Origin of the sequence: Pseudomonas lutea (assembly GCF_000759445.1) — a bacterium.
Taxonomy (GTDB): Bacteria; Pseudomonadota; Gammaproteobacteria; order Pseudomonadales; family Pseudomonadaceae; genus Aquipseudomonas; species Aquipseudomonas lutea.
Genome location: NZ_JRMB01000001.1, coordinates 493,172 through 519,070, shown reverse-complemented (window position 1 = coordinate 519,070; position 25,899 = coordinate 493,172). Strand labels below are relative to the sequence as shown.

The 25,899-nt window shown below is 61.9% G+C and carries 18 protein-coding genes and 1 pseudogene; 7 read left to right on the top strand and 12 right to left on the bottom strand.

From position 1 onward, the window contains the following. Window positions 1–86: 86 nt before the first annotated feature. Together LT42_RS02130 and LT42_RS26130 are read left to right on the top strand one after the other, a co-directional pair. Window positions 87–1,196, top strand: coding sequence for a serine hydrolase domain-containing protein (locus LT42_RS02130; RefSeq protein WP_037009539.1), 1,110 nt, complete (start codon window positions 87–89; stop codon window positions 1,194–1,196). A gap of 1 nt (window position 1,197) precedes the next feature. Beyond that, window positions 1,198–1,323 carry a hypothetical protein gene (locus tag LT42_RS26130; RefSeq protein ID WP_276209481.1) on the top strand — a complete coding sequence of 42 codons (126 nt, stop codon included), beginning with the start codon at window positions 1,198–1,200 and terminating at the stop codon, window positions 1,321–1,323. 30 nt (window positions 1,324–1,353) lie between these two features. Here the strand turns inward: LT42_RS26130 and LT42_RS02125 are convergent, their stop codons facing one another. After that, window positions 1,354–1,875 (bottom strand): cupin, encoded by a 522-nt coding sequence (locus LT42_RS02125; protein ID WP_037009536.1) that lies wholly within the window; start codon window positions 1,873–1,875, stop codon window positions 1,354–1,356. A gap of 313 nt (window positions 1,876–2,188) precedes the next feature. On the opposite strand from LT42_RS02125, the gene LT42_RS02120 reads away from it, so the two are divergent. The 3 genes from LT42_RS02120 to LT42_RS02110 all read left to right on the top strand — a co-directional run bounded on the left by LT42_RS02120 (window position 2,189) and on the right by LT42_RS02110 (window position 7,362). Beyond that, complete coding sequence (locus LT42_RS02120) at window positions 2,189–4,444, top strand: putative bifunctional diguanylate cyclase/phosphodiesterase (protein ID WP_081955279.1); 2,256 nt, start codon at window positions 2,189–2,191, stop codon at window positions 4,442–4,444. 198 nt (window positions 4,445–4,642) lie between these two features. Further along, window positions 4,643–5,869, top strand: coding sequence for an MFS transporter (locus LT42_RS02115; protein WP_037009533.1), 1,227 nt, complete (start codon window positions 4,643–4,645; stop codon window positions 5,867–5,869). A gap of 182 nt (window positions 5,870–6,051) precedes the next feature. Then, window positions 6,052–7,362: an ATP-binding protein gene (locus LT42_RS02110; RefSeq protein WP_037009530.1), complete on the top strand. Its 1,311-nt coding sequence runs from the start codon at window positions 6,052–6,054 to the stop codon at window positions 7,360–7,362. A 308-nt stretch (window positions 7,363–7,670) separates the two neighbouring features. Here the strand turns inward: LT42_RS02110 and LT42_RS02105 are convergent, their stop codons facing one another. The 7 genes and pseudogenes from LT42_RS02105 to LT42_RS02070 all read right to left on the bottom strand — a co-directional run bounded on the left by LT42_RS02105 (window position 7,671) and on the right by LT42_RS02070 (window position 15,668). Continuing rightward, window positions 7,671–9,191 (bottom strand): ArnT family glycosyltransferase, encoded by a 1,521-nt coding sequence (locus LT42_RS02105; protein ID WP_037009527.1) that lies wholly within the window; start codon window positions 9,189–9,191, stop codon window positions 7,671–7,673. Between the two features lie 3 nt (window positions 9,192–9,194). Beyond that, window positions 9,195–9,473 carry a lipid-A-disaccharide synthase N-terminal domain-containing protein gene (locus tag LT42_RS02100; protein ID WP_037009524.1) on the bottom strand — a complete coding sequence of 93 codons (279 nt, stop codon included), beginning with the start codon at window positions 9,471–9,473 and terminating at the stop codon, window positions 9,195–9,197. Then, window positions 9,470–10,216 carry a glycosyltransferase family 2 protein gene (locus LT42_RS02095; protein WP_037009521.1) on the bottom strand — a complete coding sequence of 249 codons (747 nt, stop codon included), beginning with the start codon at window positions 10,214–10,216 and terminating at the stop codon, window positions 9,470–9,472. The genes LT42_RS02100 and LT42_RS02095 overlap by 4 nt, the downstream gene beginning before the upstream one ends. Window positions 10,217–10,236: 20 nt before the next feature. Further along, the gene (locus tag LT42_RS02090) at window positions 10,237–11,220 is read right to left on the bottom strand and encodes an NAD-dependent epimerase/dehydratase family protein (protein WP_037009519.1); all 984 of its coding nucleotides are present in this window, start codon (window positions 11,218–11,220) and stop codon (window positions 10,237–10,239) included. Window positions 11,221–12,279: 1,059 nt separating this feature from the next. Beyond that, window positions 12,280–13,677: pseudogene (locus LT42_RS02080) on the bottom strand (right-handed parallel beta-helix repeat-containing protein); the annotation flags it as partial. 94 nt (window positions 13,678–13,771) lie between these two features. Next, a complete protein-coding gene (locus tag LT42_RS02075) occupies window positions 13,772–14,473 on the bottom strand; it encodes a DUF3053 domain-containing protein (protein ID WP_037009514.1) in 702 nt (233 codons plus the stop codon). A 250-nt stretch (window positions 14,474–14,723) separates the two neighbouring features. Continuing rightward, window positions 14,724–15,668 carry a DNA/RNA non-specific endonuclease gene (locus tag LT42_RS02070; protein WP_037009511.1) on the bottom strand — a complete coding sequence of 315 codons (945 nt, stop codon included), beginning with the start codon at window positions 15,666–15,668 and terminating at the stop codon, window positions 14,724–14,726. 336 nt (window positions 15,669–16,004) lie between these two features. Between LT42_RS02070 and LT42_RS02065 the strand changes: the two genes are divergently transcribed. Further along, window positions 16,005–18,431, top strand: a complete 2,427-nt coding sequence (locus LT42_RS02065) for a DUF3772 domain-containing protein (protein WP_052074960.1) — start codon at window positions 16,005–16,007, stop codon at window positions 18,429–18,431. A gap of 99 nt (window positions 18,432–18,530) precedes the next feature. Here the strand turns inward: LT42_RS02065 and LT42_RS02060 are convergent, their stop codons facing one another. Further along, window positions 18,531–19,400: an SDR family oxidoreductase gene (locus tag LT42_RS02060; protein WP_037012779.1), complete on the bottom strand. Its 870-nt coding sequence runs from the start codon at window positions 19,398–19,400 to the stop codon at window positions 18,531–18,533. 190 nt (window positions 19,401–19,590) lie between these two features. Here LT42_RS02060 and LT42_RS02055 point away from each other — a divergent pair, with 190 nt between their 5' ends. Continuing rightward, on the top strand, window positions 19,591–20,484 hold the full coding sequence (locus tag LT42_RS02055) for a LysR family transcriptional regulator (protein WP_037009509.1): 894 nt from the start codon (window positions 19,591–19,593) through the stop codon (window positions 20,482–20,484). Window positions 20,485–20,659: 175 nt separating this feature from the next. Here LT42_RS02055 and LT42_RS02050 read toward each other — a convergent pair whose 3' ends face one another. The 3 genes from LT42_RS02050 to tssM are packed head-to-tail and all read right to left on the bottom strand — an operon-like array spanning window position 20,660 to window position 25,886. Continuing rightward, window positions 20,660–21,637 carry a serine/threonine-protein kinase gene (locus LT42_RS02050; protein WP_052074959.1) on the bottom strand — a complete coding sequence of 326 codons (978 nt, stop codon included), beginning with the start codon at window positions 21,635–21,637 and terminating at the stop codon, window positions 20,660–20,662. Then, window positions 21,634–22,362 carry a PP2C family protein-serine/threonine phosphatase gene (locus tag LT42_RS02045; RefSeq protein ID WP_037009508.1) on the bottom strand — a complete coding sequence of 243 codons (729 nt, stop codon included), beginning with the start codon at window positions 22,360–22,362 and terminating at the stop codon, window positions 21,634–21,636. Before LT42_RS02045 ends, LT42_RS02050 begins: the two co-directional genes overlap by 4 nt. Then, entirely contained in the window at window positions 22,362–25,886 is a 3,525-nt protein-coding gene (gene tssM / locus LT42_RS02040; RefSeq protein ID WP_037009507.1) for a type VI secretion system membrane subunit TssM, read from the bottom strand. The genes LT42_RS02045 and tssM overlap by 1 nt, the downstream gene beginning before the upstream one ends. Window positions 25,887–25,899 lie beyond the last annotated feature (13 nt).

Sequence of the window (25,899 nt, the reverse complement as noted above, 5' to 3'; positions counted from 1 at the left end):
CAGCGCGGTTCATTCGGAACGGCGGCTCGCGACGCCGAGCGTCTTCTCGAAGTACTATTTCCCACCCTTTCATCACGAGCCAGCCAATGACTGCATCGACTCGCCTCCAGGCCTTGATTGATAGCCTTGCCCCGACACGCGTACCGGGCCTGACCCTGGCAGTTGGCAACCGCGACGGGCTTGTCTGGGAGGGGGCTGCGGGGTACGCCGACATCGTGAGTCAAACGCCGGCAGACCCTGCGTGCGTATTGGGGGTCGGAAGCATCACCAAGGTGCTGGTTGCGGTGCTGGTCCTGCAACTGGTCGAAGAGAAGCGCCTCGGCCTCGACCACACGCTGATTCCGTATTTATCGACGACGATGCTTGCGGGGATTGCCAACGCTGACGTCACCACTGTTGGCCAGTTGCTGTCGCACCACAGCGGCATCGCCAGCTGGGAAGAGGACGCCCGGTGGATTCGCGATGCCAGAGGCGAGCGCATCACGCCCGGCAAGCAGTGGGCGAGCGTCGAGCCGCTGAACTACATTCGCGGCGCGTCACCCGACCATGACGTCGGCACCCGCTTTCACTATTCAAATACCCATTACACCCTGTTGGGCCTGCTCATCGAAGCCGTCACGGCCAAACCCTTCGAGCAGGTCCTGGCCGAGCGCATCCTCGGCCCTTTGAACATGACGTCCACGTATCTCGAACGCGCAGATACTCAGCGTCCCTCAAGGCTATGCACCCGCTATCACGGCGGCACCGATGCGTTTATTGAGGCTGCCGGAATCGCCCCGTCTTTCCGCCAGATTCAGCCCGGATGGCTGGAGGTTTCGTCGAGCAACTTGTCCGTCGAATGGGCCGCCGGCGGCGTAGTGTCTTCGGCTTCCGACATCGTCAGGTTCATGACCGCGCTCAGGGACGGGCGTGTACTGGGACGCGAGCTGATGCAGCAAATGCTGACATGGCGTCCCGCGCACAACGGCACGCAAATGGGTCTGGGGATTTTCCGCGCCGCAACGCCTCACGGCGCGGTGATCGGCCATGGCGGCAATGTGCTGGGCTTCAGCGCGACGACCTGGTGGTTCGAGGAGGCAGACTGCGTCCTCGCCCTGCTCACCAATTTGGGGTCAATGCATGCAGGACCTCAGGCCTGGTCCGCTTCGCGATTATTTGAAGACACCGTGCTCGGTCGGGAGGCGCAGGCGTTGTGAAGTGGCCGTCGACGATGACCCCGCCAAGGTCCCCGGCCTGCTGTTCGACGGTCTGATACCGGACGAAGTACCCATCAAGTTCATCGGCGTCAACCCGAGCCAGCTCCTTGATACGACTGTCGGCTAACACGCGATCCCGAACGCCAGGCGGGTGAAATCACTTGCGCCAATGCTCAACTACCCCGCCTCTATGGCCGATGACGGGATCACTGGCTGGAAACCTGAGGTGGGCGATCTGTTCGATCTGCGCCGGCGTCGCTGGCTCACGATTGATGTCGCCCTCCTGTCCCGGCGGATAGGCACCTACCACAGCGAAATCATCGCTGGACTCCAGGTTGCAATGCCCTGTGCCTGCCGGCAGCAGCAGCGCATCCCCGGCGTTGACCTCAATGACATGGCCGTTCGGCCCGCCCAGCATCAACCGCGCGCGCCCGGCATAAACTCCCAGCACCTCATGACCGCGAGTGTGGTAATGGTGAAAGTCGTAGACACCGTAGCGCCACTGCGGCGGCCAGCCATTGGCGCCGAACAGCGCTTCAAACGCCTTGGCCGGATCATGAGCGGTGGCATCAATGGCACTGGCATACATCAGCACCGGCAGGCTTGGGTTGTTTGGAATGCCAAGATTTGAATCCAGCGTCAGCGTCTGGATAGCTGGCGCAGCAGTGATTTTTTCCATGGTCAAGCTCTCCTTGGGCCCGGCAGGACGGCGAAGTGGATGTTTCAACTGACGTCGCAGCCGTGTTTCGGTTCGACCGGCTGTCGGTTGGCGGTCGAGAATGGCTTCAAGGGGCCAACAAATCTTCACCAATGATGGCGCTAAGATACTATCGGGTACTCAAAGCTCATGCTCAACGGCCCATCGCCCAGGCGGCTCCACGTGTCTCCATGGCCCAGGCGCACGTGGCCGCCTCCAGGGTTGACTTGAACTCACCCTGATGGGAGCAGTCTCGACTGAATACCTTCTGAATCACCCCTCGCAGGAATTGTGCATGGCCGCGTTACCTCACCTTGGTTTGAACAAACAGGACGTGCTGGCTCACTTTGTGGATACGGCCTCCCACTTCACCGGCACGATAGGCGCGACCCTGATCTGCTGCGAGAACGATCGTTTAAGCATTGTTTCCTCCTACGGCAGCGCACCGCCGATCACGCCGGATTCCACCACGGCCGGATGGTTGAAAATGGTGTTGTCCTATGGCGACGTGGTCGACGTCGGCGAGACGATGCCGATTGACGCCGTGCAACCCACGGGGCTGCATTCACTGGTCAGCGATTCGCTGGTCTGCGTGGCCATCAGGGCACCAGCTGGCCGGCTGACAGGGGTCGTGCTGCTGACTATCCCGGTCCCCCATGCACGCCTGAGCGCTGCGCAAACCTACGCACTGCAAACCCACGCCGCGGACCTCTACGAAGCGCTCCAGCTGCACCCCATCAGCGCCGCCAGTGGGTCTGCGGCCATCGAACGCCTGCGCTTGCTCGAATCGGTGGTGGTCAATGCCAAGGATGCCATCCTGATTACCGAAGCCGAGCCCATCGATCTGCCGGGCCCGCGCATCGTTTACTGCAACCCGGCGTTTCTGGCCACCACCGGTTTCAGTCTGGAAGAAGTCATCGGCAAGACGCCGCGGATATTGCAGTGCGAGGACACCGACCGCGCGACATTGCAGCGCATACGCGACGCCCTGCAGCGCTGGGAACCGGTGGAAGTCGAACTCATCAACACGCGGCGCGACGGAACGAAATTCTGGGTGCAGCTGAGCATCGTTCCGGTGGCCAATGAGAAAGGCTGGTTCACCCACTGGGTGTCCGTGCAGCGTGACATCACCGAGCGCAAGGACGCCGAGCGCGCTGTCCAGCAAGCGCAGCTCGACCGTGAGGAACGCGTGGCGCTTGAATCGCGGCTGTTCGAGCGCGAGCGAATGCAGGACGAGCTGTCTTACGCCGCCTTTCATGACGAGCTCACACGCCTGAAAAACCGCGGCTACTTCATGGGCCGGATCCAGGCTGCGCTAAACGACAACGGCGATGGACACGTCGGCGCGGCGACGGTCTTGTACCTTGACCTGGACCGCTTCAAATACGTCAACGACGGCATGGGCCACCACGCCGGTGACATCCTGCTCAAAAGCGTCGCCGAGCGTCTCAAAGCCTGCATCGACCCGGATGCCGTGATCGCCCGCATTGGCGGCGATGAGTTCGCCATCCTGTTGACCGGCGCGGACCACGAAGCCCAGGCGATTGAAACCGCCAGGCGCGTGACGCGGGCGCTCAGCGTGCCGACGGAGATCGACGGCCAGCCACTGTTCACTTCCTGCAGCATCGGCATCGCCAGCCTGGACGCTCAGCACAGCATCGCCGAAGACCTGATCCGCGATGCAGACGTGGCCATGTACGCGGCCAAAAACAAAGGCCGTGGCAGCTGGGCGGTCTTCGACCTGTCCATGCGCCAGGCGTCGATCAACATGCTGGTGATGCAGAACGCGCTCAAGCACGCCATTGCCCGTGATGAGTTTTACCTGGTCTATCAGCCGATATTTTCCATTGCCAGCGAAGCCGTCGTCGGCGTTGAAGCGCTGGTTCGATGGCGCCACCCAACATTGGGGAACATCTCACCGGACGTGTTCATCAGTGTGGCTGAAGACATTGGCGTCGCGGGCGATCTGGGTCGTTGGGTCATGCGCAACGCCTGCCGCGAGGTCAAGGGCTGGAACAGCGGTACGCAGGGCAAGATCAAGCTCAATGTGAACGTGTCGGGTGTCGAACTCAACCGTCGGGATTTCGCTGCGCAAGTCGCCGACATCGTCCAGGAGACCGGGTTTGACCCCCACTCCCTGCAGATTGAAATCACCGAGTCGGTGTTCCTGCACGAACCCGAAATGGTCGCCGAGACGCTTGAAGAGTTGCGCGCACAGGGCATCCGGGTTGCGCTGGACGATTTCGGTACGGGCTACAGTTCCCTGGGCTATATCGACCGTTACCCGATTGATTCGATCAAGATCGATCGCTCGTTTGTGACGCGCATGATGAAACACGAGCGCAGCGTGGCCATCGTCAAAAGTATCCTGTCCCTGGGCCAGGCACTGGACCTTGCGATTGTTGCCGAGGGCGTTGAAACGGTCGGCCAGCTTGAGCAATTGAGAAAGCTGGGCTGCCCATATGCGCAGGGCTTTCTGCTCAGCCCACCGGTACTGGCGCGGGACGCCGAGGCGTTGTTTCTGGCGCGAAAGCCCAAGGCGCTTGATTGACCGCGACAGCCCTTCCCCGCGCCGGAGTCCTGGAAACATCGAACCGGACCACGGCGCAGGCGTCCCATTGATTGCACTGATGATCACTATCGAATGACCGGCCTGCAGGATTAACACGCCCGCCTCCTATACTCGCCTCCGATTTTGCCCATCCCCTCGCCTGCCGCACGGGCGACTTTTTCCGTGGAACCCAGCCTCATGCCAAGCGCCAGCCAAGCCCCTCGCGGCCTACCCGAACATCGTCAGCAAAGCGTCAAACAACAATGGCTGGCGATACTCTCCGTCGCCATCGGCGCCTTCGCTCTGGTCACCAGCGAGTTTCTGCCAGTAGGCGTGCTTAATGACGTTGCCAGCGATCTGGGCATCAGTGCGGGCCACGCCGGCCTGATGGTGACCCTGCCCGGCATTGCCGCCGCCCTCGCAGCCCCGCTGCTGTCGGTCGGCATTGGCGCCATGGACCGTCGCTATTTGCTGATCGGACTGACGCTGATCATGATCATCGCCAACACCGTGGTGGCCTACGCCAGCGACTTCAGCCTGCTGCTGTTTGGCCGTGTGCTGCTGGGCATCAGCATCGGCGGGTTCTGGGCCACGGCCATTGCGCTCAGCGGACGACTCGCGCCCAAAGGCGTCGGTGTGGCACAAGCCACCTCGATCATCATGGTCGGTGTGACCCTCGCGACCGTGCTGGGCGTGCCGGTCGGCACCTGGCTGAGCGGCCTGCTGGGCTGGCGCACGACCTTTCTGGTCACCGCGCTTGTCGGCGTGCCCGTACTGCTGGCGCAGATTTTCCTGCTGCCACGGCTCATGCCCGACAAGGCCATTCGCATCGCAGACCTGCCGGCCCTGTTCATCAACCCGCAGTCACGGGTCGGACTGATCGCGGTGTTGTTGATCGGCCTGGCGCACTTTGCCGCGTACACCTACGTCGCCCCTTTCTTCAAACAGCAGTCCGGCTTTGACGGCCCGACCATCGGCTCGCTGCTCCTGCTCTACGGCGTCGCCGGGGTCATCGGCAATGTGTTCGCCGGATTCGCCGCCAACCGCAGCGTGCGCCATACGTTGTTGCTGGTCGCTGTGATGATCGGCATCAGCACCGCGCTGTTTCCCTACTTCGCCACCGGCATGACCGGCGCCGCCATGCTGATCGCGCTCTGGGGCTTTGCGTTCGGTGCGTTCCCGGCCTGCGCCAGCATCTGGATGTTTGTCGTGGCGCCCAAGGATGTCGAGCGCGGCATGCCGCTGTTCGTCGCCCTGTTTCAAGTGATCATCGCGCTGGGCTCGTTCTTCGGCGGACGTATCGTCGATACCCTGGGCAGCTCCGCCCTCTTGAGCATCGCGACCGCGCTGGTGGGCTGCGGCTTTGCAACCGTGCTGGTGCTGGGGCGTAACGTCAGTAATAACCCGGTGGCACAGGCCTGCTAAGCAGCGGATTTGCGCGGTGTCGCATCTGCTTTCCCACGATTCACAGCCGCGACACCGAGGGCGGTATCGAGGCCCTTTTCTGGATCCCTGATAACGCCCATAAGTCCGTCTGCCGTTGCGCTTGCGGTCCGACGGGCCGCAGAGGATGATGCGGGACGATTGACTCTCGCTCCGGTTTATTGATGGCCCATCATCCCGCCCCCCTCCCTTTCAACGAGGAAGAGCGTGTCTTATCGCTCGAACACCTGGATGTGCTGGACAGCGCACACGAAAAGGAATTCGACGATATTGTCTTACTCGCCACCACCTTGTGTGATGCCCCCATTGCGCTGGTTTCGCTGGTGGATCGAGAGCGCCAATGGTTCAAGGCCTGCATAGGCTTGGGCGTGCAGGAAACTCATCGTGACCTGGCTTTTTGCGGCCATGCGATTCTGGAGCCCGCGGATGTCCTGGTGGTCGAAGATGCGACCCTTGACCCACGCTTCTCCTCCAGCGCTCTGGTGCTGGGGCCGCCCTATATTCGCTTCTATGCCGGTGCGCCCATTGTCACGGGCAGTGGCGTTGCGCTGGGAACGGTCTGCGTCATCGATACCCGCACACGAAGCTTGAGCGAGGGCCAATCCCTGGCCCTGCAGGCGCTGGCCCGACAAGCCGCTGCGTTGCTTGAAGCCCGTGTGTTAGTGAAGCAGCGCGAGCAGCAACTGGACCATCTCCAAGAGCGTTTCCAGCAAGCGGAGCGCACTCACAGCGAAGTCATGCCGCTGCTTGAGCATTCACGCTGCATTTCTTCGCTGGGCATGCTGACCGCCAGCATTGCCCATGACTTCAACAACCTGCTGCAGAGTGTCAGCGCCGCCTTCCAGATGACCCGTTTGCGCTCGCGCCGGCCGCTGGACGTCGAGCGCTTTTCCGACACCGGTTTGCAGGCGGTGGAACAGGGTCGTCAGTTGATCAGCTACCTCATGTCGAGCGTACGCGGTGACGGGCCCGACCTGATCTGTATCGACGTGACGGCGCGGCTTCATTCCGCGCAATCGTTGATGAAACACTCGATGGCGGGGTCCATCGACCTGAGCTTCGATTTTGCCGAATGGGGCTGGGGGGTGCTGTGTGTGGAGGCCCAGCTGCATGCGGTGGTGATGAACCTGCTGACCAACGCTCGCGATGCGTTGAACGGCACAGGGCAAGTACGGGTGGCCACGCGCTGGGTACACGTCGAAGACGATCTGTCGTTGCAACAGGGCGATTACCTGGTGGTGAGCGTGCAAGATAACGGCCCGGGCATGACCGCCGAGGTCGCCGCGCGGGTGTTCGAGCCCTTCTTCACCACCAAGGCCAGCGGTGCAGGCACAGGCCTGGGACTGGCCCAGGTCAAGGACTTCGCGGTCAAATCCGGCGGTGACGCGCGGATCAACACCGCTCCCGGCGCGGGCACAACCGTCAGCCTTTACTTGAGAATCCTGGGTTCCATCGCCGCTTCCGAGGCCATTTAAGGGCTGAAGCGTTGCGGCCGCCATCCCCCTTTCTCCGCCTGAATAGCCAGCCCTTGCGGTGGTTCCAGGCTGAAGCCATTCTCGCAACGGGAATTGCTGACAGATGAGGGTGAGCTTGCTCACAAAGGGATCAGCACAGCCGATGGATAGTCCGCGCAAGCCTGCGCATTCCGAATGCAGAAGAAGCTGCTAAACCTCCCGTCTGCAACTCAAGGTTCGTCGGTAGAATCAGGCTTTGGGTGCAAGCCAGGAAGCACTGCAAGAAGGCCGCGCATGAGCCCGGCCGCTTTTAATTCAAGTCGAGCGCGCTACCGGCCGGTGTCTCCCCATGAAAAATGAAAAGCGCGGGCAGGCGTCGTTGGGCTGCATTGGCCATTGTCGGCATCAGGGCTGACGATGACCCACTCAGCTCTCGACGTTGATCCAACCGCGCGGGCTTTATTGCGCAAGAAACACCGCTCGATCTCAGCCACTGGCACCATCGCATAGGCCTCGGGATGAGTGCGCAACCAAAGAGCGGCATGTTCAAGGGCCAAGGGGTCCGCAAAGCCGAAATGGACCAGCGGCTGGCGCGCGAAGAGCCAGTGCCCCTCCCGCCAGCCAACCAGAACCAGTTCGGCGCTGGAAGTCATTCGAGCAGCTTCGGCCATGAGCTTTTCGTGGGGGTTGGGCCCGTCTGTGTACGGCTCGACGAAGCCACGCACGAACCACAAAAAAAACCATGCCACCGCCACGCTATTGAATACGCTGCGACGCTTTGGCCGATCACCAAACCATCGTCGAAGCAGCCAGGGAACCATCGGTGCAGCGGCCAGGACCAGACCAGGCACTGCCGGAAAAATATAAAGCTTGCGCTTGCCGGTGCTCAGGCAGAAAAACAGCACCACAAGAACCACCCAACCCAACAGCACCAACAGGCGGCCGTCGTGCCTTTGCAGTTGCCGTCGCCACACGGGTACCAGCCAGGGTAATGCCAGGACCAGGGGCAGCCAATATTGCGGGATGACGGTCAGGAAATACCAGAACGGCTCGCGGTGGTCCCAGGCCGAGGCGAATCGGTCGCCGGTCTGGTGGAGCAAAATCTCGTTGAGGTATGCCAGTTCTTCAGCGCCGCCGTGGAGCCAGACGTTGGCCAGCAGCGGGGCAAGCCAGACGGCACAGCCCGACATCAGCATCAGCAAACCCACAGCCCAGCGACGGCCCTGTCCCGGCATGACTGCCACACCCTGCCATCCCTTTCGCACTGCATAGCCGTAGGGCAGCAACATCAATGCGGGCAGAAAACCCACCCCTTTGCTGATGATGCCCAGGCCCATCGCCAGACACGCGAGGTAGAACCACCCCCATGCCGGCCCCAGCAGCAGATGACGTGCCATACCGTAAAAGCCGACGGCGATCCACAGGCACAGGAAGCTGTCGATTTGCCCGACACGCAATACGCTGTAGGTTTGATAGGTGGCTAAAAACAGCAATGCTGCGATCCTGCCGACCCTTTGGCACCATAGGCGCCGGCCCAGGTCGTACAACACGGCAGTGGTCGTAGCCGCCGAGAGCAGGCCCGGGATGTATAGCGCCTGCCCGGGCGAGCCGGTCAGCCAGATAAAAAAGGCGACCGCCCACATGAACAGGGGCGGCTTGTCGCCATATATCTCGCCGGCACGATGAGGGATGAGCCAGCTGCCGCTGTGAAGCATCTCCAGCGATACGCCTAAAAACCGTTCTTCGTCGACGTTGAACGGCTGTCGGATACCAAAACCTGCACCGACCAGCAGCAGAGCAAGCACCACCAAAGCCAGGCATTGCAGCGTGGGGGAATGGGCACGTCGCAATCGTTATTCCTTCAATGCTTTGTGTTTGGCAATCAACTGCAGATTGCGCAGATAAACGACGAAGCCAAATGACTGGCCGATGATGAACACGGGATCTTCGCGGTAGATTGCATAAAGCAGCAGCAGTGCGCTGCCGAGCATGCTGAGGTACCAGAACCCCACAGGAATAACGCTACGTTTCTTGATTTCGCTGTAGAGCCATTGCAACACGAAACGGCCAGTGAAGACTGCCTGGCCGAGAAATCCCACACCGAGCCAAAGCGCTTCGCGGGTGAAGTTCATTCGACCACCTCCACAGCTTTCGTACCAAGCCGCGTACGACGCACGAGCCACCACACCCCGAAGAGATCGAGAATGCCGACAAGCGCTCGATCCAGATTGCCATAGTTCGAAACGCCAGCCTGGCGATGACGGTGGTGAACGGGATGCACGATCATTCGGCCTTGATCGCGCTGGATCAACGCGGGAATGAACCGGTGCATGTGGTCGAAGTAAGGCAACCGCAAAAACGCCCGGCGCTGGACCAGTTTTAGCCCACACCCCGTATCGGGCGTCGCGTCTCCGAGCAGGCGGCTACGCAGGGCATTGGCGAAGCGGGACGCCCAGCGCTTGCTCGCGCTGTCCCGCCGGTTGATGCGATGCCCCGCCACTAACGTCACCAACGGGTCCTGCCCCTGGTTGGCACTGCGCACGAGAGCCAGCATGCCGGGCAAGTCGGCAGGGTCGTTCTGACCGTCACCGTCCAAGGTCGCGAGCCATTCTCCACAAGCGGCGTGGGCGGCATGCCAGATCGACGTGCTCTGCCCCAGGGAAACCCTGTGGTGCAGGATTCGCAACGGGTCGTACCCTTGCGCTTTGATCTGTTGCAGAACGTGGAGCGTGTCGTCGGTACTGCCGTCGTCAACCACCAGCACCTCATAGCGCTCGCCGGCGAGTGCCGTTCGTATTTCATGCAGCAGTGAAGGCAGGTTCTGCGCTTCATTTTTTGCCGGGATCAACACCGACACAAGCACCGTTTCACTCATTGCACCCACCGATTTTCCTGTTATGCCTGTTTGGCCGGGTAGAAATTCCGATACCAGCGCGCGAATTCAGCCACGCCTTGCTCCACGCTGACCTGCGGGCTGAAGTCAATCCACTGAGCAAGGCCTGATACATCGGCCCAGGTCTGCAGGACGTCTCCGGCTTGAAGTGGAAGGTAATTGCGCTTTGCCTGGACTCCCAATGCCGATTCCAGGCAAAGGATAAAGTCAAGAAGCTTGACCGGCTTGCCTCGCCCGATGTTGAACAGCTGGCAGGGCGCGACCCCATCGATGAGCGGTGGTGGCCTTGGCAGCAGCCGGGTGATCGACTCGACGATGTCGTCGATGTACGTGAAATCCCGCGCCATCTCCCCGTCGTTGTAGATATCGATGGGCTCGCCGTGAAGGATGGCTCGGGTGAATTTGAACAGCGCCATGTCCGGCCGTCCCCACGGGCCATAGACGGTAAAAAACCGCAGGCCCGTTGCACGAATGCGATACAGATGCGAATAGCTGTACGCCATGAGTTCGTTGGCGCGCTTGGTCGCCGCATAGAGAGAAACAGGCTGCTCAACGGCATCCTCCACGGCGAAAGGCATCTTGGTGTTTGCGCCGTAAACAGAGCTGCTGGATGCGTAAACCAGATGGTTCACAGGGTAAACCCTGCACGCTTCAAGGACGTTGAGAAACCCGACCAGGTTGGCCTGGGCATACACACCCGGGTTGTCGATGGAATAACGAACCCCCGCCTGAGCCGCCAGATGAATAACCTCGCTGAAGCCAGACGTGCTGAAAAGGTCGAGCAATGATCGAGGGTAGACGATGTCGATGGGCTGGAACTGAAAGGATGAGAAGTTTCCAAGCTGCGCAAGTCGGGCGGACTTGAGCTCGACGCTGTAGTAGTCGTTCAAGTTGTCGATCCCGATTACCTGAACGCCGAGGCCGCACAATCGCCTCGCCACATGAAAGCCGATAAAACCCGCAACCCCCGTTATCAATACTGTCATCGCGGTACCCGGTGACTGTGCGGATGTAAGCCGATATCACGCCGCGCCATCGCCCCATCACCCAAACGCGATGCCGGGTTGCCCGCTGCACGGGTAAACCCCTCGGCCCTGGCTAGCCTGTCGCTATGCCTCTTCTGTACCGGCCGAAAAACCTGAATGAGTTCAACACCCTTTGCGCCAACCACGATCACCCTCATTTCACATGTCCTTGTTACAGAACTTGCCAGCTGGCCAGCATTTCCAGGTCAGAGGGATCGGCCCTGTAGATGCGTGGTCGGCGAAAAGAAAATCATGGCAGAGCAATATGAACGAGAGATGTCGTCAAGCCGAAATGGCTGAGCTTGTCCTGTAGCGTGGGATGGGCAGTCGGTGCCGGGTGACAATGCAAGTTAGCCTGAACTACAGGCTTCACCCACCTGATGAACTTAGCCAAGTAACAACATGATGCCGCGAGCAGACAGTTGCTAAACGAGTAACCGTGCGTGGTTGACGAAGGTTAATGCAGAGGGGCCGAGGTGATATCGCGGTGTATGAGGGCACCATCGAGACGTACCGCAGGGCCGGTTTGTTGCCATGCACTGCGAAGGGCCGGCGGCGACAGTGATGCCTCGCCACGCGCCGTAAACCTCCGGGTACGGCGCGTGGCGGATTCAGTTGTTCACCGCTGCCAGACTCAAGCCGGGCAGATGGCAAACGGGCCCGGCATCAGACAAACCCGGTGTCTGGATGCGCCGCCGCCACGCCCACCACTTCGACTGCAGCGTGCTCCGCTCCGGCAGACGTGCTCGCCAGCGCTGCATCGGCGTGGGCAAACACAACCGACCGCGCCGGCAGACCTCCTGCGAAATCGCCATCGAGCACCAGCTCAAAGCGATGCCCTTGCACATCGGCATCCAGGTCCTTGAGATACACCCGCGTGTGGTCAGCGTTGGTGGTCAGCTTCAGGGTCGAATCGTGGCCATCGCCAAAGCCGACGAATCCAAGGCCGGAGACGTCTATCGTGTCGTGTTTTACATCAAAGTCGCCGATACGGTCGGCATGCCCCTGGGTCGCGGTTCGGTAGCTGTCGGACACCGAATTGAACCGGAACACATCCGAACCCGCTCCACCGAAGAGTACGTCGGCATCCGCACCGCCCATCAAGGTGTCGTTGCCGCTTCCGCCGCTTAGCCGGTCGTGGCCATCGCCGCCCCATAGCACATCGGCGCCTGCGCCGCCGTTCAAGCTGTCCGCGCCGGCCTTGCCATTGATCGAATCGGCCTTGGCCGTGCCGCTGAGGGTGTCAGCGCTCTGCCCGCCTTCGATGGCATTGAGCACGTGGTTGGTGCCGATGTGGTCACCCGCACCTTGCAGGGACACGTCGCCCTGCTGCAGATGAGCAAAGGTATTGCCGTAAACCGAATTGCTCCCGGTCTGACCATTGGCCTCGGCCACGCCGAAGGTGCTCTTGGCCCCGCCAGTGATGATGTTGTCGGCAAACGTATTGTGGTCCGCGGGAAAAAACTTCCCCGAAACGCCGCCACGGTCATCGAAGGGTTGAATCAACACCTCGGGCAGCGCTGACCCCTGGGCGTTTTCATGGATCAGGTTGCCGCGGACTTCGACATCAGTGCTGCCATAAAGGCGGACACCGGACGTGGCGTTGTGATGAATGTCCACCCCGCTGATATCGACGCCGCTCGACAGTTTGACCAGCACGCCTTCTGCCCCATTGCCGTAGAGTTCGCCGCCCTCAATCGTAATGTGGTGCGGTGACGGAATGTTTTCGCTACCGCGCTGAATGACGATGCCTGCGCCGGCGTTGTCGTGGGCCACGTTATTCAGCAGCGCCAGATCATGGGTGGTGGTCACGATGTTAAAGCCGTGACGGTCATTGTCATAGGCCAGGTTGTTGCGAAACGTGCTGTCGATGAGGTAATCGGCAACGAAACCGTCCAGCCCGTTGCCGTGGGACACGCTGTTTTCGATCAGCATGTTCACCGTGCGCTCGTGCGGGTCGAAGCCGTAGCCCGAGCAGTCGCGGATTTCAACGCCAGACAGCGTGACGTTGCTGTCCTGCCCCGGCTTGCCTGGCAAAAAGCCGTTGTACCAGCCATCCACTTTACCCGTGGTCGCGTCGCGGTTGCCGTCCAGGGTCAGGTTGCTCACGCCAAAATCATGGGTCGCCTCACCGCTCGCAGAACGGATGAGACCGGTGACCGCCTGGCTGGAACCGTCCGCCAGCTTGAGCACCGTGGCGCCCATGCCGTCGCCTTTGATGAATACGTTGCTTTTAAGCATCAGCGCGCCGTCGGCGGGCTTGCCTGCTGCGGTGAGGGTCCACGTGCCCGCAGGGATATAAACTTCCCCGCCGCCGGCCTTGGCTGCTGCATCGATGGCCGCCTGGATGGCCGCCGTGTCAGACGTATGCCCATCCCCGACTGCGCCAAAATCCCGGACATTGAATAGCTGTGTCATAAGGTGCTCCGTTTCAAAAAGTCGTGGGCAGTATGCGCATGATCACGGCAGCGCGGCCCGGAATTAGCGCGAACAGAGCGCCTGCACTTGGGGTTCACCGACCCAGCATCACGCTCTGCAAGCGAGTCTGGGCGTCCTGCACCTGCCTGGCCTTCGCATTCAGCTCCTGCAGGAGGCCATTCAGTTCAGCCTGCACCTTGGCGTCTTTCACCTGCACCACCGCACCGTTGATCTCGATTTGCGATTTATGGGCGTCGACGTAGTCCGCCACTTTGAGGCCGGTGTCCAGCGTGCTGTTGACGTGCGGCACGACCGTCAGGAAGGTATTGGCCGGCACGGACACCGTGCGGTCGTACGCGCTGTCGTAGACCGGCTTCAGGTCGTCCGGTTGCTTGAGCTGGGCGTGGGCAGTGTCGGCCTTGGCCAATTGCTGCTTGAGCTGCGTGACCATGTCGTTCAAGCCGCTTTGCACGGCCTTCAGATCGTCCCGCCGTTCAATGACATCTCCCAGCGAACGGAAGGCGCCCTTCTGCACCAGACCGCCCAACGGTTTGACGCTGGCGTCCATGCCGCTGTTGAAATCGGCAATCACCGCACAGTGACTGGCGTAGTCGCCAAACGCCTTGGATTCATCCGGCGTGAGCTTGGGCACATGTACGCCCGGCTTGTCGATGATCCGGGTTTGCAGGAACTGCTTGAAAGCGGCGCGCTGGTCGGGCTCGCTGTTGCCGCAAGCGGTCAGCAGCAACGGTAGCGCAAGGGCGAGTAACCAGTGACGGGTAAAGGTGACGTTCATGTCGCAAAATCTCCGGGAAGTGAATTGGCCCGCCATCAAGGGCTGAGGGCGGGCGTGCTGTCGAGCCTGCCGATCAACCGGACAGAACCGGGCATCGGCGCGGACAGCAGGCGTCATCCTAGATAGCCGTTAAGCGCATTAATTCCCCTTGGCTCCTTTTTTTCGTGAATGTGTAGAACGACGCTCATCTGGCATCCGGCTTTGCGCGTGGGTCCACTGCAGGCCAAACGGGCTCGGCCGGGGCGGCAGGCTACAAGCGGATATCCTGCGGCCCCTGAATCAGCGCTTCGATGCGAGTGCCGGTGATCTGCTCTTCATTGGAAAATCCGTCGTAGCGCACCAGCTCGCCGAAGTCGACGCCGGCGAGCTGTCCGATCTGCGCGACGCTGCGGCGATAGGTCCTGAGAGCGCCAAATACCAACTCCAGTTTGTCGAGCTCGCGGGTCTGGTCGATCAGGTACGCGCTGGCAGACGGCTTGCCGTCATCGCCCAGAAACGCGACCACTTTCCAGAATGCGCGGGGGATCTGCACGCCTCGGTACACAGGGTCGTCAGTGCGCAGCACCGGCCCGGTGAAGATCGTCGCCCGGCCGTTCCAGCGGCGCGTGTTGTCCAGAATGAAGTCTTCCAGTTCGAGCCAGGTTTTTTGATTGAACGCGGCCATCTGCGGCGAGCAGTTGGTGAAGTGGAAGGTGTCGAGGTTGGCGGCCTGGGCCTCGGTGCCCCAGTTGGGGTCCTGGCGGCGGACCAGGTGGCCGCGGTCCAGCAGGTTGTCGCGGTACATGTCCTCGCCAATCTGCGCCTCCACCGGCAGGCGACCGTCGTAGGCCCAGGCGTCCTGCTTTCGAACGATCTCCACGCTGCTGGCGCCATCGATGTTGACCCCGACGTACTGCGCGATGCGGCGGCTGCGGGACATGCTGATCGAGAAATGGGTGTAGTCCAGACGGTTCCCCGGGTTGCCCAACGGGTAGATGTCTTTCGGCGTCAGCGAGGTCGGCCACGGCACCACGAAGTCACCCAGAAAATCACTGCTGTAGCCCTGCCGGTCTTCCAGCTGCGTGGCTGGCGTGATCCGCGGTTGCGCAGACGACCGCAGCGCAGTGGCCGGTGTCGGCGGCGCAAGGGCAATGGGCTGCAGATCCGCCAGGCGCGGCCTGTGGCTGAGATTGGTTTGAACGTGCTGTGTCGCCATCGTGTTGCCCCTCTGTTCCTGAATGGCTCGCCGTACGCGGACCGTGTCTGAGTGCGAAACGCGATCATGTGCCGGGCAATGTGACCATCCCGTGACCCTGCCGCATGACCCGTCGCACGGGCGGCACCGAAGCGCCGGTTCAGGCAGCCAGAGCTGAATGATTCATCCGCCGCCAGGCAGGGCCTGCGAGGGTGCTCATGCCCCAATCCTTGCTATGATCCGCCTCCGCGCGATGGCAAATCTCCCATAGCCGCGACCCTGCGTTCAAGGCGCAGGCCAGACGCACAGACCGCAAAGCCGGTTAACGCACCGGTTAACGCACCCAAGGGAACCCCAATGCAACACGCTACGTTGAACCGTATCTACACCGGACTGCTTGCCCTGCTGCTGTTATGCGGCACGCTGCCCGCAATGGTCCAGGCAGCGCCCGCGCCGCAGGTGGCGACGCAAGCCGACGCCACACCAGAGGTTGAGGCGCCGAGTCTGGATGACCTGAGCGAGCAGCTCGACCAGATCCGCCAGAAAGTCACGGTGAGCGCCAACGAGGACCTGCTGTCCACCTTGCGTCAGGCTGCCTTGCAGGTGCAGAAGCAGGCCGACGATCTGGTCGCCAAACAAGCGGTCGACATCGAACACCTGAATGATCAACTCAACATTCTCGGCCCGGTGCAGCCGGACGAAGCGCAAACCCTGACGTCCCAGCGCAAGACGCTGACGGCGCAGAAGAACGCGCTGGTCAACGACGAACGCCAGACCACCACGCTCAGCCAGTCTGCGCGAGACCTGGCCACGCAAATCTTCAGCCTGCGCCGCAGCCTGTTTGACTCGCAAATCAGTACCCGCACGGCCAGCCCGCTCAGCTCGGCGTTCTGGTCGACGCTGATCCGCCCGACCGACGATGACCTGCGACGCATGAACGGCCTGCTGAGCGATGTGCGCAGCGTCTTCAACAGCGCCCTGGCACCCGGCAACCGGATGCTGTTTGGCAGCGTCGTACTGGGTGCGCTGTTCGTTTGGGTCGTGGTGCGGCGCCTGCTTGAAAGCCTGTTGATCCGTGTGGTGGTCCGCTGGTTGCCCGAGGGACGCCTGCGTCGCAGTGCCCTCGCGCTGGCCGTCGGGCTGTCGACGATCCTGACCATCACCGCGGCCACTTCCCTGCTGCGCTGGGGCATCGTCAGCAATGCGGTGCTCAGCAATGACGTGGTCAATCTGCTTGACCAGTTGCAGACGCTGATCACCTTCTGCGCGTTCATCGTGGGCCTGGGTCGCGCACTGCTGATGCTGCCGCACCCTTCCTGGCGTTTGCCGAACATCGCTGACGAAATCGCCACGGCGATGGGTCGCTTCCCGCCCGTATTGGCGCTGGCGCTGATGATCATCGGCACCCAGGAGCGCATCAATAGCGTCATCGCCAGCAGCCTGGCCCTGACCGTTGCCGTCAACGGCCTGACCGCACTGGCGGTCTCGCTGGTGTTTTTCTTCGGCCTGCTGCGCTACCGCCGCACCCGCCGTCAGCACGCACTACCCCGCCCGGGCGGCCTGGTCGGGCTGATCCCGTTCGTGGTTGCGGTGTGGGTAGGCCTGAGTCTGCTGGCATTGCTGAGCGGCTATCTGACGCTGGCGTATTACCTGGCGGTCAAGCTGCTGTGGATGAGCGTGGTGGCTTCGACGGCTTACCTGTTGGTGGCCTTCTTCGGCGACGTCTGCGAAAACCTCTTGTCACCCAAGCAACCGGGCGGGATGGCGCTGGGCTCGGCACTGGGCCTGTCGCCACGCCATCAGGCCCAGGCGAGCACCGTGCTGGCAGGCATCGGCCGCACTCTGCTGCTGCTCACCGCCGTACTCCTGGCGTTCCTGCCCTCGGGGTCCAGCCCGGGCGAACTGCTCGAAAGCTTCACCCAAGTGGACGTCACCAACAAATCCCTGGGCAACCTGAACATCGTCCCGAGCGACATTCTGCTAGCGTTGGGCTGCCTGGTCGCCGGCCTGCTCGGCGTGCGCGTGCTCAAGGAATGGTTCGGCGAACGGCTGTTGCCTGAAACCAACATGGACGCCGGGATGCAAGCGTCGCTGGTGACCTTGATCGGCTACATCGGCTTCGTGCTGGTGGTTGCGGTGGTGATGTCGACCCTGCACATCAGCCTCACCAACCTGACCTGGGTGGTCAGCGCACTCTCGGTGGGGATCGGCTTTGGTCTGCAAGCGATCGTGCAGAACTTCATCTCCGGCCTGATCCTGCTGACCGAGCGGCCGGTGAAAGTCGGCGACTGGGTCAGTCTGGCAGGGGTTGAAGGCGATATCCGCAGGATCAACGTGCGAGCGACCGAAATCCAGATGTCCGATCGTTCCACGGTAATCGTGCCGAATTCGCAGTTCATTACTCAGAACGTGCGTAACGTGACCATGGGCAATGCGCTGGGCGTAGTAGGTGTCTCACTGACCCTGCCGCTGGAAACGGACGTCTTGAAGATCCGCGAGCTGCTGTTGCAGGCCTTCACCGAACACGAGGCCATCCTTGATACGCCGGCGCCATCGGTGACGTTCAAGGACCTCACCAACACGGGCCTGATCATCAGCGCCACCGGCTTTGTGAACAGCCCGCGTTCAGTGGGTAATGCCCGAAGCGACCTGTTGTTCACGGTGCTTGGCCGCCTGCGAGAAATGGGCATCGCCCTGTCTGCACCGCAAAGCATGGTGCTGATCAATGAGGGTCTGGGCAACGCCGGGCTGCGCCAGGAGCCGCCGCCAGCGACGGTGGTGTAAGTTTCCGGTCGCGCATGGACGCGCGACACCATTGCCCAGACATAACCAAGCCCGCTGATCGCGGGCTTTTTCTGCGCCAGACTTCAGAGCGTCGGTGGCTCAGACCAGGCGCGCCAGACGCATGGCGAAGTCCTGATAGCGATGCAGGTCCCGCCCGAGCATCTGCGTCAGGCGCGCCACGTCGCCGGGTTCCGGAATCATCCCGTCGCCGACAAAGCGCTCGGCCATGAGGCGCATCTCGTAGGCCATCCAGGCGGGCATGAAGTTCGCGACGTTCTGTTCAAAAGCGGTCGGATCGTCGCCCCCGTAAACCACCGGACGACCGAGCACCTGCGTCCAGATCGAGGCAACACCCTCCCCCGTCAGCGTGTCCGGCCCCACCAGATTGATGGTTTCAGAGGGCAACTCATTGCGCGCCTGATCGCGACGCAGCAGCTCCAGGGCCGCCACCTCGGCGATGTCCCGCGCATCGACCATGGCCAGCCCCTTACTGCCGATGGGCATGGGGTAAATGCCGTGCTCAAGGATGGCCTGGCTGACCATTTCGTCGTTGTCGATAAAGTACGAAGGACGCAGGATCGTGGCGCTGAAGCCCATCGTCTCGATCATTCGCTCGGCGCCTGACTTCACCGCGAAATGCGGCACATTGACGAAGCGGTCGGCGTGGATGACCGAGAGGTAAACGACCCGGTTAACGCCGGCCTCCCTGGCGATGTTCAGTGCAATCAGCGCTTGAGTGAATTCATCGGCGGCGACGGCATTCAGCAGAAAGAATGTCGAGACACCAGCAAACGCGCGCCGAAGTGACTCAAGATCAAGCATATCGCCCTGAACCACCTCGACCTCAGGCGCAAAGCGGGTTTTGGACGGGTCCCGAACCAGCACGCGCACGTCTGCGCCGCGTTCAAGAAGTTGCTCGACGACTTTGCTGCCGACTCGGCCGGTAGCGCCCGTAACGAGGATGGTCATGATGTTTACCGTGGTGGGTTGGACTGGAGACGTCACTATCGGCGGATCATGGATGGGCCGATAGCCTCTATAATTGGACAGGCCGTCCCGTATGTGGAACAGTCGCCGCTTCTCGTGGAAGACTCCTTCGGCGCTGAGATTCAGGCTCCGGCCTTCAGCCACCGCTGGTTTGAACATTTCAGGTGCGACCATGGATTTACTGGCTCTTTCGGATTTCAACCTCGTCGCCCGGCACGGCGGATTCGGGCGCGCCGCTCGAGCCACCGGCCGGCCCAAGGCAACGCTGTCACGCCGGGTCGCGGAACTGGAGCGCAGCCTGAACCTGCGCCTGTTCGAACGCGGCGCACGCACGCTGAAGCTCACCGAAGAAGGCCGGGCGCTCTACGAGCGAACCGGCTCGTTGCTCAGCGAACTGGACGAGACCGCAGCAGACATCGCCTCAGGCGGTGCGCGGCCGCGAGGTCGATTGCGCATCAGCGCCCCGCTGTTCTTTGCGCAGACGGCGATGGGCAAGCTGGCCGCAGGTTTCGCGCTGGAACACCCGGAGGTGCGGCTTGAAGTCACCACCGAAGACCGCGCCGTGGACATGATCGAGGAAGGCTATGACCTGGTGATCAGGGTCAATCCCGCGGTCGACGAAAGCCTCATCGGGCGGATTTTCCTGCACGATCGTCTGGTCGTGGTCGCGAGCCCGCAGTTGGTAAAACCGGCAGCCAACGTTGCAGTGCCGGCGGTGGTTAGGGGGCCCGGGGACCGCGACATCAGCTGGCACCTCACCTCCCCGACGGGCCGAAGCTGCATGACGATTGACCCGGTGCTGAGCCTGTCTTCGCTGGTGATGGTGCGCGATGCCGTGCTGGCCGGCGTGGGCGCCGGGCGTTTGCCCGTGTCACTGGTGGGCGAGGATATGCGCGCCGGCACGCTGCTGCACTGGGGCGACATCGACGCTGCGCCCGTTGCATTGTGGGCGCTGTATCCGTCGCGGCGGCTGCTGAGTGCGCGCGTGTCCGCGTTCCTCGATTACTTGCGACGCGCCTTCCCGCACGGCGCGCCCGAGGAGCTGGCGGCGTACATGGCCCGGTAAAGCTTCCCGGCTGAAGCCGGTCCTACTGAAAAGCAATCGCGTGGATCCTTTGGGACCGGCATTGGAACGATGTTGGTCTTGTGGGACCGGCTTTAGCCGGGAAGAGGCCAGCGGCAACACCATCATGTTTGATCTCCACACCTGCCCAACGACCAGCAACGGCGCTTGGTCAGCGTCACCGGCTCGACCCTTGCCACCACCTGAGTGAGCGAATCGAGAAAACGTCACGCAGTTGTCCAGCCGTTATCGTACGAGCGGCGACGTCGAAGGCCAGCGCCTGCCGCAAGGCCGGCCAGCAGCGTTTGGGCAGGTTGTCGGGGGGACGCAGCTCACGGTCCTGGTGTTCATCGCGGGCCTGGGTTGAAAGGAGCCGACGGAAGGGATGCCTGCCGCTCGCCAGCTCGTAGATCAGGCACGCCACTCCATAGACGTCAGCGCTGGCCGAAAGCCGTTGATGCTCCAGCAATTCCGGTGCCGCATAGCCCGGCGTCCAGGCATCGAACCGCTCGCGGCTGAGGTGCGGTAGACCGGGCAGCACACCCTCTTCGACCCGGCTCAAACCGAAATCGAACAGGCGCACCCCCTCCTCCGTGAGCATGACGTTACTGGGCTTCATGTCGCCATGAACCACGCCGCGCGCATGAACGTAGGCCAGTGCGTCGAGCAGCGGCAGCACGATCTCACGCAGCTCTTTCCATGGCAGCCCCAGGGGGCGCTCACAGAGCAGCTGGTCGAGCGTCATGCCGTGAAGCAGTTCCATGGTGATGAAGGCGCGTTGGCTCGTGGGGTCAACGTGGAACGCCTGCAAACGCAGCACATGATCATGGCGCAGGTGTTGGGTCAGACGAAACTCGCTGTAGAGCAGAGCGCTGCCGTCCGGGGTCTTGGAGAACACCTCGTTGAGAACCTTGAGCGCGACGTAGGGATGCGGGTCCTCATACTGCTCGGCGAGCAGGTCGCGGGCGCGGTAGACGGCGCCCATTCCGCCAGCGCCTAGCAAGCGCTCGATGCGATAACGACTGGCGAGGACGTCGTGCATCGCAGCAAGGCTCGATGGGGCGGCCGCCGGTCCGGGTCGATGTGGAGGCGCGAAAGCAAGATAGGTGAGATCGCCGTCGCTGGCGTCGTCACCGGCGTGCGCGGCGTCAGTCATTGACGTATGACCACCGCGGTCAGGTTGTCCCTGGCCGCTCCCCGCAACGCGCAGTCAAACAAGCGTTGCAGTGCCTTTTCGGGGACAGCGAGGTTGAGCGCCCGGCCCAGGGCATCGCTGCTCATGCCTTGATAAAGCCCGTCAGTGCAGAGCAAAAATGCATCGCCTGGAAGCACTTCGAGCTCAAGCACCTCCAGCGCCAGTTGCTCGCCAGCGCCTACCGCGCGGGTCAAGGCGTGCGCGCCCGGGTGTGCCTTGGCCTGACGGACATTCATCTGCTGCTCGTCGATCAGTTGTTGCTGTAGGGAGTGGTCGCGGGACAGCTGATACAACCGCTGACGACGCCATAAATAGCATCGGCTATCGCCCGCCCAGACACATGCCGCCCGGCGCTGCTCAAGCAGCAGCGCGACCACCGTACTGCCGATGATGTTGTCGCGCCGATCCGGGCTGACCGTCATTTCCTGGCCGAGTCGGCGGTTCAACCAGTGCAGGCATTGCCTGATGCGAATGACCCGATCATCGAAACCCGAGTGCAGGGGCAGCGCTGCCAGGCTGGCCACAATCATCTGGCTGGCAATGTCGCCGCCGTGATGCCCGCCCATGCCATCGGCGACAACCCAGAGGCCGTGTTCGGGACAATTCAAAAACGCATCCTCGTTACGCGCCCGAACCTTGCCGGTGTGGGTCCGGGCGGCGCTGCGCCACTGACTGCCAGTGCCCATCAGAGCTGCGCCGGCATGCGCAACCGTCGGAGCGCGGACAGGTCGAACGGGTTGGGGGAGCGCTGACTGGTCAGCACATAGCTCGCACGCAGCCCGCCGACGTCGGCCTTGAGGACCAGCACATCACGACCGCTCAGTTCTTCACGCTCCATCGAATCCAGCAAACGAAACAGTGACCACGGGCCGGTGCTTTCTTCAATGCCCAGAGGACGACCGACCATTCGGTCGAGGACCAGGCTGGTTCGGCCGGCGTCGGCATCCGTGGGCCACTTGAACGACACCGCAACGATAGGCCCGTGGCGGTACTCAAGGGTTTTATCGCCGAGCTTGAATTCGGAACGGCTCACAGAAGAGTCCAGGGTATGAGGCTCAAGCTTGAACTGCACTTGAGGCTCGGCGGGGTCGTCTGCAAAAAAACCTTGACGAATGACCCGAACGGCAGCCATTTGCTCGAGATAAACCCGGGAGACCGGCAAGCTTTGCCCGTCGATGCTGCGCAGGCGCAAGGTGCCTGCCTCGCCGCTCACGAACGGGCGCATGAAGCTGTCGAAGAAACGCTCGGCAAGCCCTTGAACCTTGAAGAACTCCCGAAAATCACCCAGCGCCACATCACTGACGCTGTCGGCCTTGAACGGATAACGCTTGCTGATCGCCTTGGCGTAGAAGCCGTACACCTCGCTCTGGTAACGCTGGTTGATATGCCGATAAGCATCGTTGAGCACCAGCCGCCAGGCATCTTCGGCCAAGGCGTTGAACCACGTTCCCACTGGACGCGGCAGGCGACTGGATGCAGCGCGCAGGCTGCCGAGTGCATCGCGCTGACCACCCATGCGGGACTTGGCCATCTCAAATGCGGCCTGCTCGGGCGAACCGGCCTGGCCCAGGCTCGCCATCTGCATTTGCAGCTCGTTCAGCATGCCCAGAACTGGCAGTAGATCGGCCGCTGGCCCATCTTTGTCGTCGAGCAGGCGGTGCAAGGGATCAAACCGGTTTTGCAGCGATTTGCGCGCCGTATCGGGAATTGCCGCCCTTGGCGCGTCCGTTGTCTTGCTGATGACGGCTACCGTTTTGCCTGCAGCGCCATCTTTGTCCTTGGGCTGCGCATTGGCGTCAACGGCAGTGGTCAGGGTTTCGGCGAGGGGGGTGAAGCGGGTGTGCTCGCGCACTTCGCGCAGCAGATTGACCACCGGGGAATGCGCCGACGTCAGGCCGGCCAACTGTTGCGCGCTGTCGACAAAATCGTAGGGGCCGGCAAGCTCGACGGCGCTGATGGCTTCGCCCCACTGATCAGCGTAATCCCGAAAGTAAAGCTGCTCCAGTTCGACCATCAGACGACGCATGTCCATGTCGCTGAGGCCGGAGCCCTCACCCAGCACCCAGTTGTCACGCAGGATATCGGCAACCACGCGAGCGCCCTGCAGCGAAAAATACTGCTGGTAGCCCTGACGGGTGTAGAACCCCGGGATCACGGCATCCGTGCCGACAAACATTGCCGCTTGCGGGCCCAGATGCTGGTCGAAACTATAGGCCGGCAAGCTGGCCGCCTGCTCGCGCAGCATCCGATAGACCACCGTCGCCAGGGACTCACTGCGCAATACCTGGCGGGCCTGGGCCACTCGCTGATCATTGAGCACATGCACGAAAGGCAGCTTCAGCAGTCGCTCAAAATGGCCGTTCAGCCTGTTTTGCACTGCGGCGTCCTCGGGGTAAAGGGCCGACCAGTCGGCGGCGACTTCATCTTTGAGCCAAGCCGCGTCGCGCCGGTCTTTCATCCCTAGCATCAGATAAGCGCGCAGGCGTTTAAGCAGTCCCTCGCGGCTATCCAGATGGGCGACCATCTGGCCTTCCAGCATTGCCGCGACCTGTGGCAGCAGCTGAGACTCCAGCTCACGTTCGTAGGCTTGCGCGATCACGCGATTGACGGCTTCTCCCTGATAAAGACCGCCGCGCGCCTGATACTCGACTTGCCCTTTATCAGCAAACACCTGCGTCGCCGCATAGCCGGTGTCGAGGGTTTCAAGCATGGCCAGCAAGGTGTCCTGTGGCTTCGGCGCCGAACGTTGTTCGGCCCATGCACGGGCAAGCTCACCGACGCGATCCAGCCGTTCGTAATTGAAGGAAAAACTCCCGACCCAGAGCATGCCAAATAGCGCGAGTGCCACGATCGCACCCACGTACAGCATGCGCTGCGCCCAGTGAATGCGCTGTTGCTCGCGGATGTCGAGGCCGGCAAGGTCTGCCTCCGGAAAAATCACTCGGCTGAGCAGGTGATGGATAAAGCGCGCCCGGCTGTTGCGCAGGGTCGCCACTTGCCCCAACGGGATGCCTGGAGGGGGCGCCATGCCCGCGCCGAGGGCGGCTTCCTGCTGAGCTGTGAGTGTTGCGCAGGTCAGATAGAAGCCGCGCAACTGGCTTGCAGGCTGGTAGCGAGTGCCCGTGAACGCCAGCTCCACGAAAAGACAGAGCTGTTCGCCGATGCTGCTCAGTTGGCACGGGAAGTCGAGTATGAGTCCTCGTCGCGAGGGATCACGTTCCTGGTGAATACGGGTGATCACCTGATTGTTCAGACCCAGCAAAAGCGCGCCGAACTCATCGCGCAAGACGCCCGCATCGGTGCCGTTCTGCCCTTTGCGGAAGCTGGTACCGAGCACTTGGTCGCTCTCGTCAGCAGTCAAAGTGTCGAAAAACTCGGAGAAGCCAGGAAGGCTGTCGGCCTTGCTCAATACCAGGTACACCGGCACTTCGAGACGCAGCTTCTGATGGACCTCCTGCAAACGTGCTCGCACCTGCCGCGCAACGGTTTCGAGCGCGAGCTCGCTGCCGTTGAGTAACAGGTCGACAGGTAACGTGACCAGCACACCATTAAGCGGGCGACGACGACGGTGCTTGCGCAACAGACCCAGCAACGCCGTCCAGGCATTGCGGTCGACATCCTGACCAGGCTGGGTCAGGTACCGGCCAGGGGTATCCAGAAGCACGCCACTATTGGCGAAGTACCAGTCGCAGTGGCGAGTGGCTTGAGGGTTTCGGCTGAGCGTGCGCTCAAGCTTGTTCAGCGGAAAATCAAGCCCCGAGCATTCCAGCAAGGTGGTTTTTCCACTGCCCTCGGGGCCGATCAGCAGGTACCACGGCAAGTCAGCACGCCCGTTTTCAAGACGGCCGCGATACAGGCTCGAGGTTTTCAGTGTCTTCAGCGCATCACTGAATCGCGAGCGAAGTTCGGCCTGTTCCTCATCCTGCCGGTCGTCGTGCAAGCTGCGCGCCTGACCGATTTCGCTGCCTTCGACCGCCTTTTCGGCCACTCCCGCCCGCCAACCGACATAGACCATTGCCAGCCCCCAGGACAGGAACAGTGCGCTGATGGTCAGCAAGCGGGAGCTGGCACTCTCCCAGAACTTCCGCTCATCGACGGCCAACACCGGCCCCAAAACCCAGACAAACAGCGCCAGGCATAACACCAACAGCAGTGTCCACATCCAGGTCTGACGCAACAACGCGCCGGTTTTCTTGCAAATCTCTTTCATCACACGTCTCTAT

Coding starts and splice junctions, on each gene's coding strand:
- LT42_RS02130 (WP_037009539.1), top strand. CDS start 87: ATGACTGCATCGACTCGCCTCCAGGCCTTGATTGATAGCCTTGCCCCG.
- LT42_RS02075 (WP_037009514.1), bottom strand. CDS start 14,473: ATGAACGTCACCTTTACCCGTCACTGGTTACTCGCCCTTGCGCTACCG.
- LT42_RS02120 (WP_081955279.1), top strand. CDS start 2,189: ATGGCCGCGTTACCTCACCTTGGTTTGAACAAACAGGACGTGCTGGCT.
- LT42_RS02115 (WP_037009533.1), top strand. CDS start 4,643: ATGCCAAGCGCCAGCCAAGCCCCTCGCGGCCTACCCGAACATCGTCAG.
- LT42_RS02125 (WP_037009536.1), bottom strand. CDS start 1,875: ATGGAAAAAATCACTGCTGCGCCAGCTATCCAGACGCTGACGCTGGAT.
- LT42_RS02055 (WP_037009509.1), top strand. CDS start 19,591: ATGGATTTACTGGCTCTTTCGGATTTCAACCTCGTCGCCCGGCACGGC.
- LT42_RS02065 (WP_052074960.1), top strand. CDS start 16,005: ATGCAACACGCTACGTTGAACCGTATCTACACCGGACTGCTTGCCCTG.
- LT42_RS02110 (WP_037009530.1), top strand. CDS start 6,052: ATGGCCCATCATCCCGCCCCCCTCCCTTTCAACGAGGAAGAGCGTGTC.
- LT42_RS02070 (WP_037009511.1), bottom strand. CDS start 15,668: ATGGCGACACAGCACGTTCAAACCAATCTCAGCCACAGGCCGCGCCTG.
- LT42_RS02060 (WP_037012779.1), bottom strand. CDS start 19,400: ATGACCATCCTCGTTACGGGCGCTACCGGCCGAGTCGGCAGCAAAGTC.
- LT42_RS02050 (WP_052074959.1), bottom strand. CDS start 21,637: ATGACTGACGCCGCGCACGCCGGTGACGACGCCAGCGACGGCGATCTC.
- LT42_RS02045 (WP_037009508.1), bottom strand. CDS start 22,362: ATGGGCACTGGCAGTCAGTGGCGCAGCGCCGCCCGGACCCACACCGGC.
- tssM (WP_037009507.1), bottom strand. CDS start 25,886: ATGAAAGAGATTTGCAAGAAAACCGGCGCGTTGTTGCGTCAGACCTGG.
- LT42_RS02090 (WP_037009519.1), bottom strand. CDS start 11,220: ATGACAGTATTGATAACGGGGGTTGCGGGTTTTATCGGCTTTCATGTG.
- LT42_RS02100 (WP_037009524.1), bottom strand. CDS start 9,473: ATGAACTTCACCCGCGAAGCGCTTTGGCTCGGTGTGGGATTTCTCGGC.
- LT42_RS02095 (WP_037009521.1), bottom strand. CDS start 10,216: ATGAGTGAAACGGTGCTTGTGTCGGTGTTGATCCCGGCAAAAAATGAA.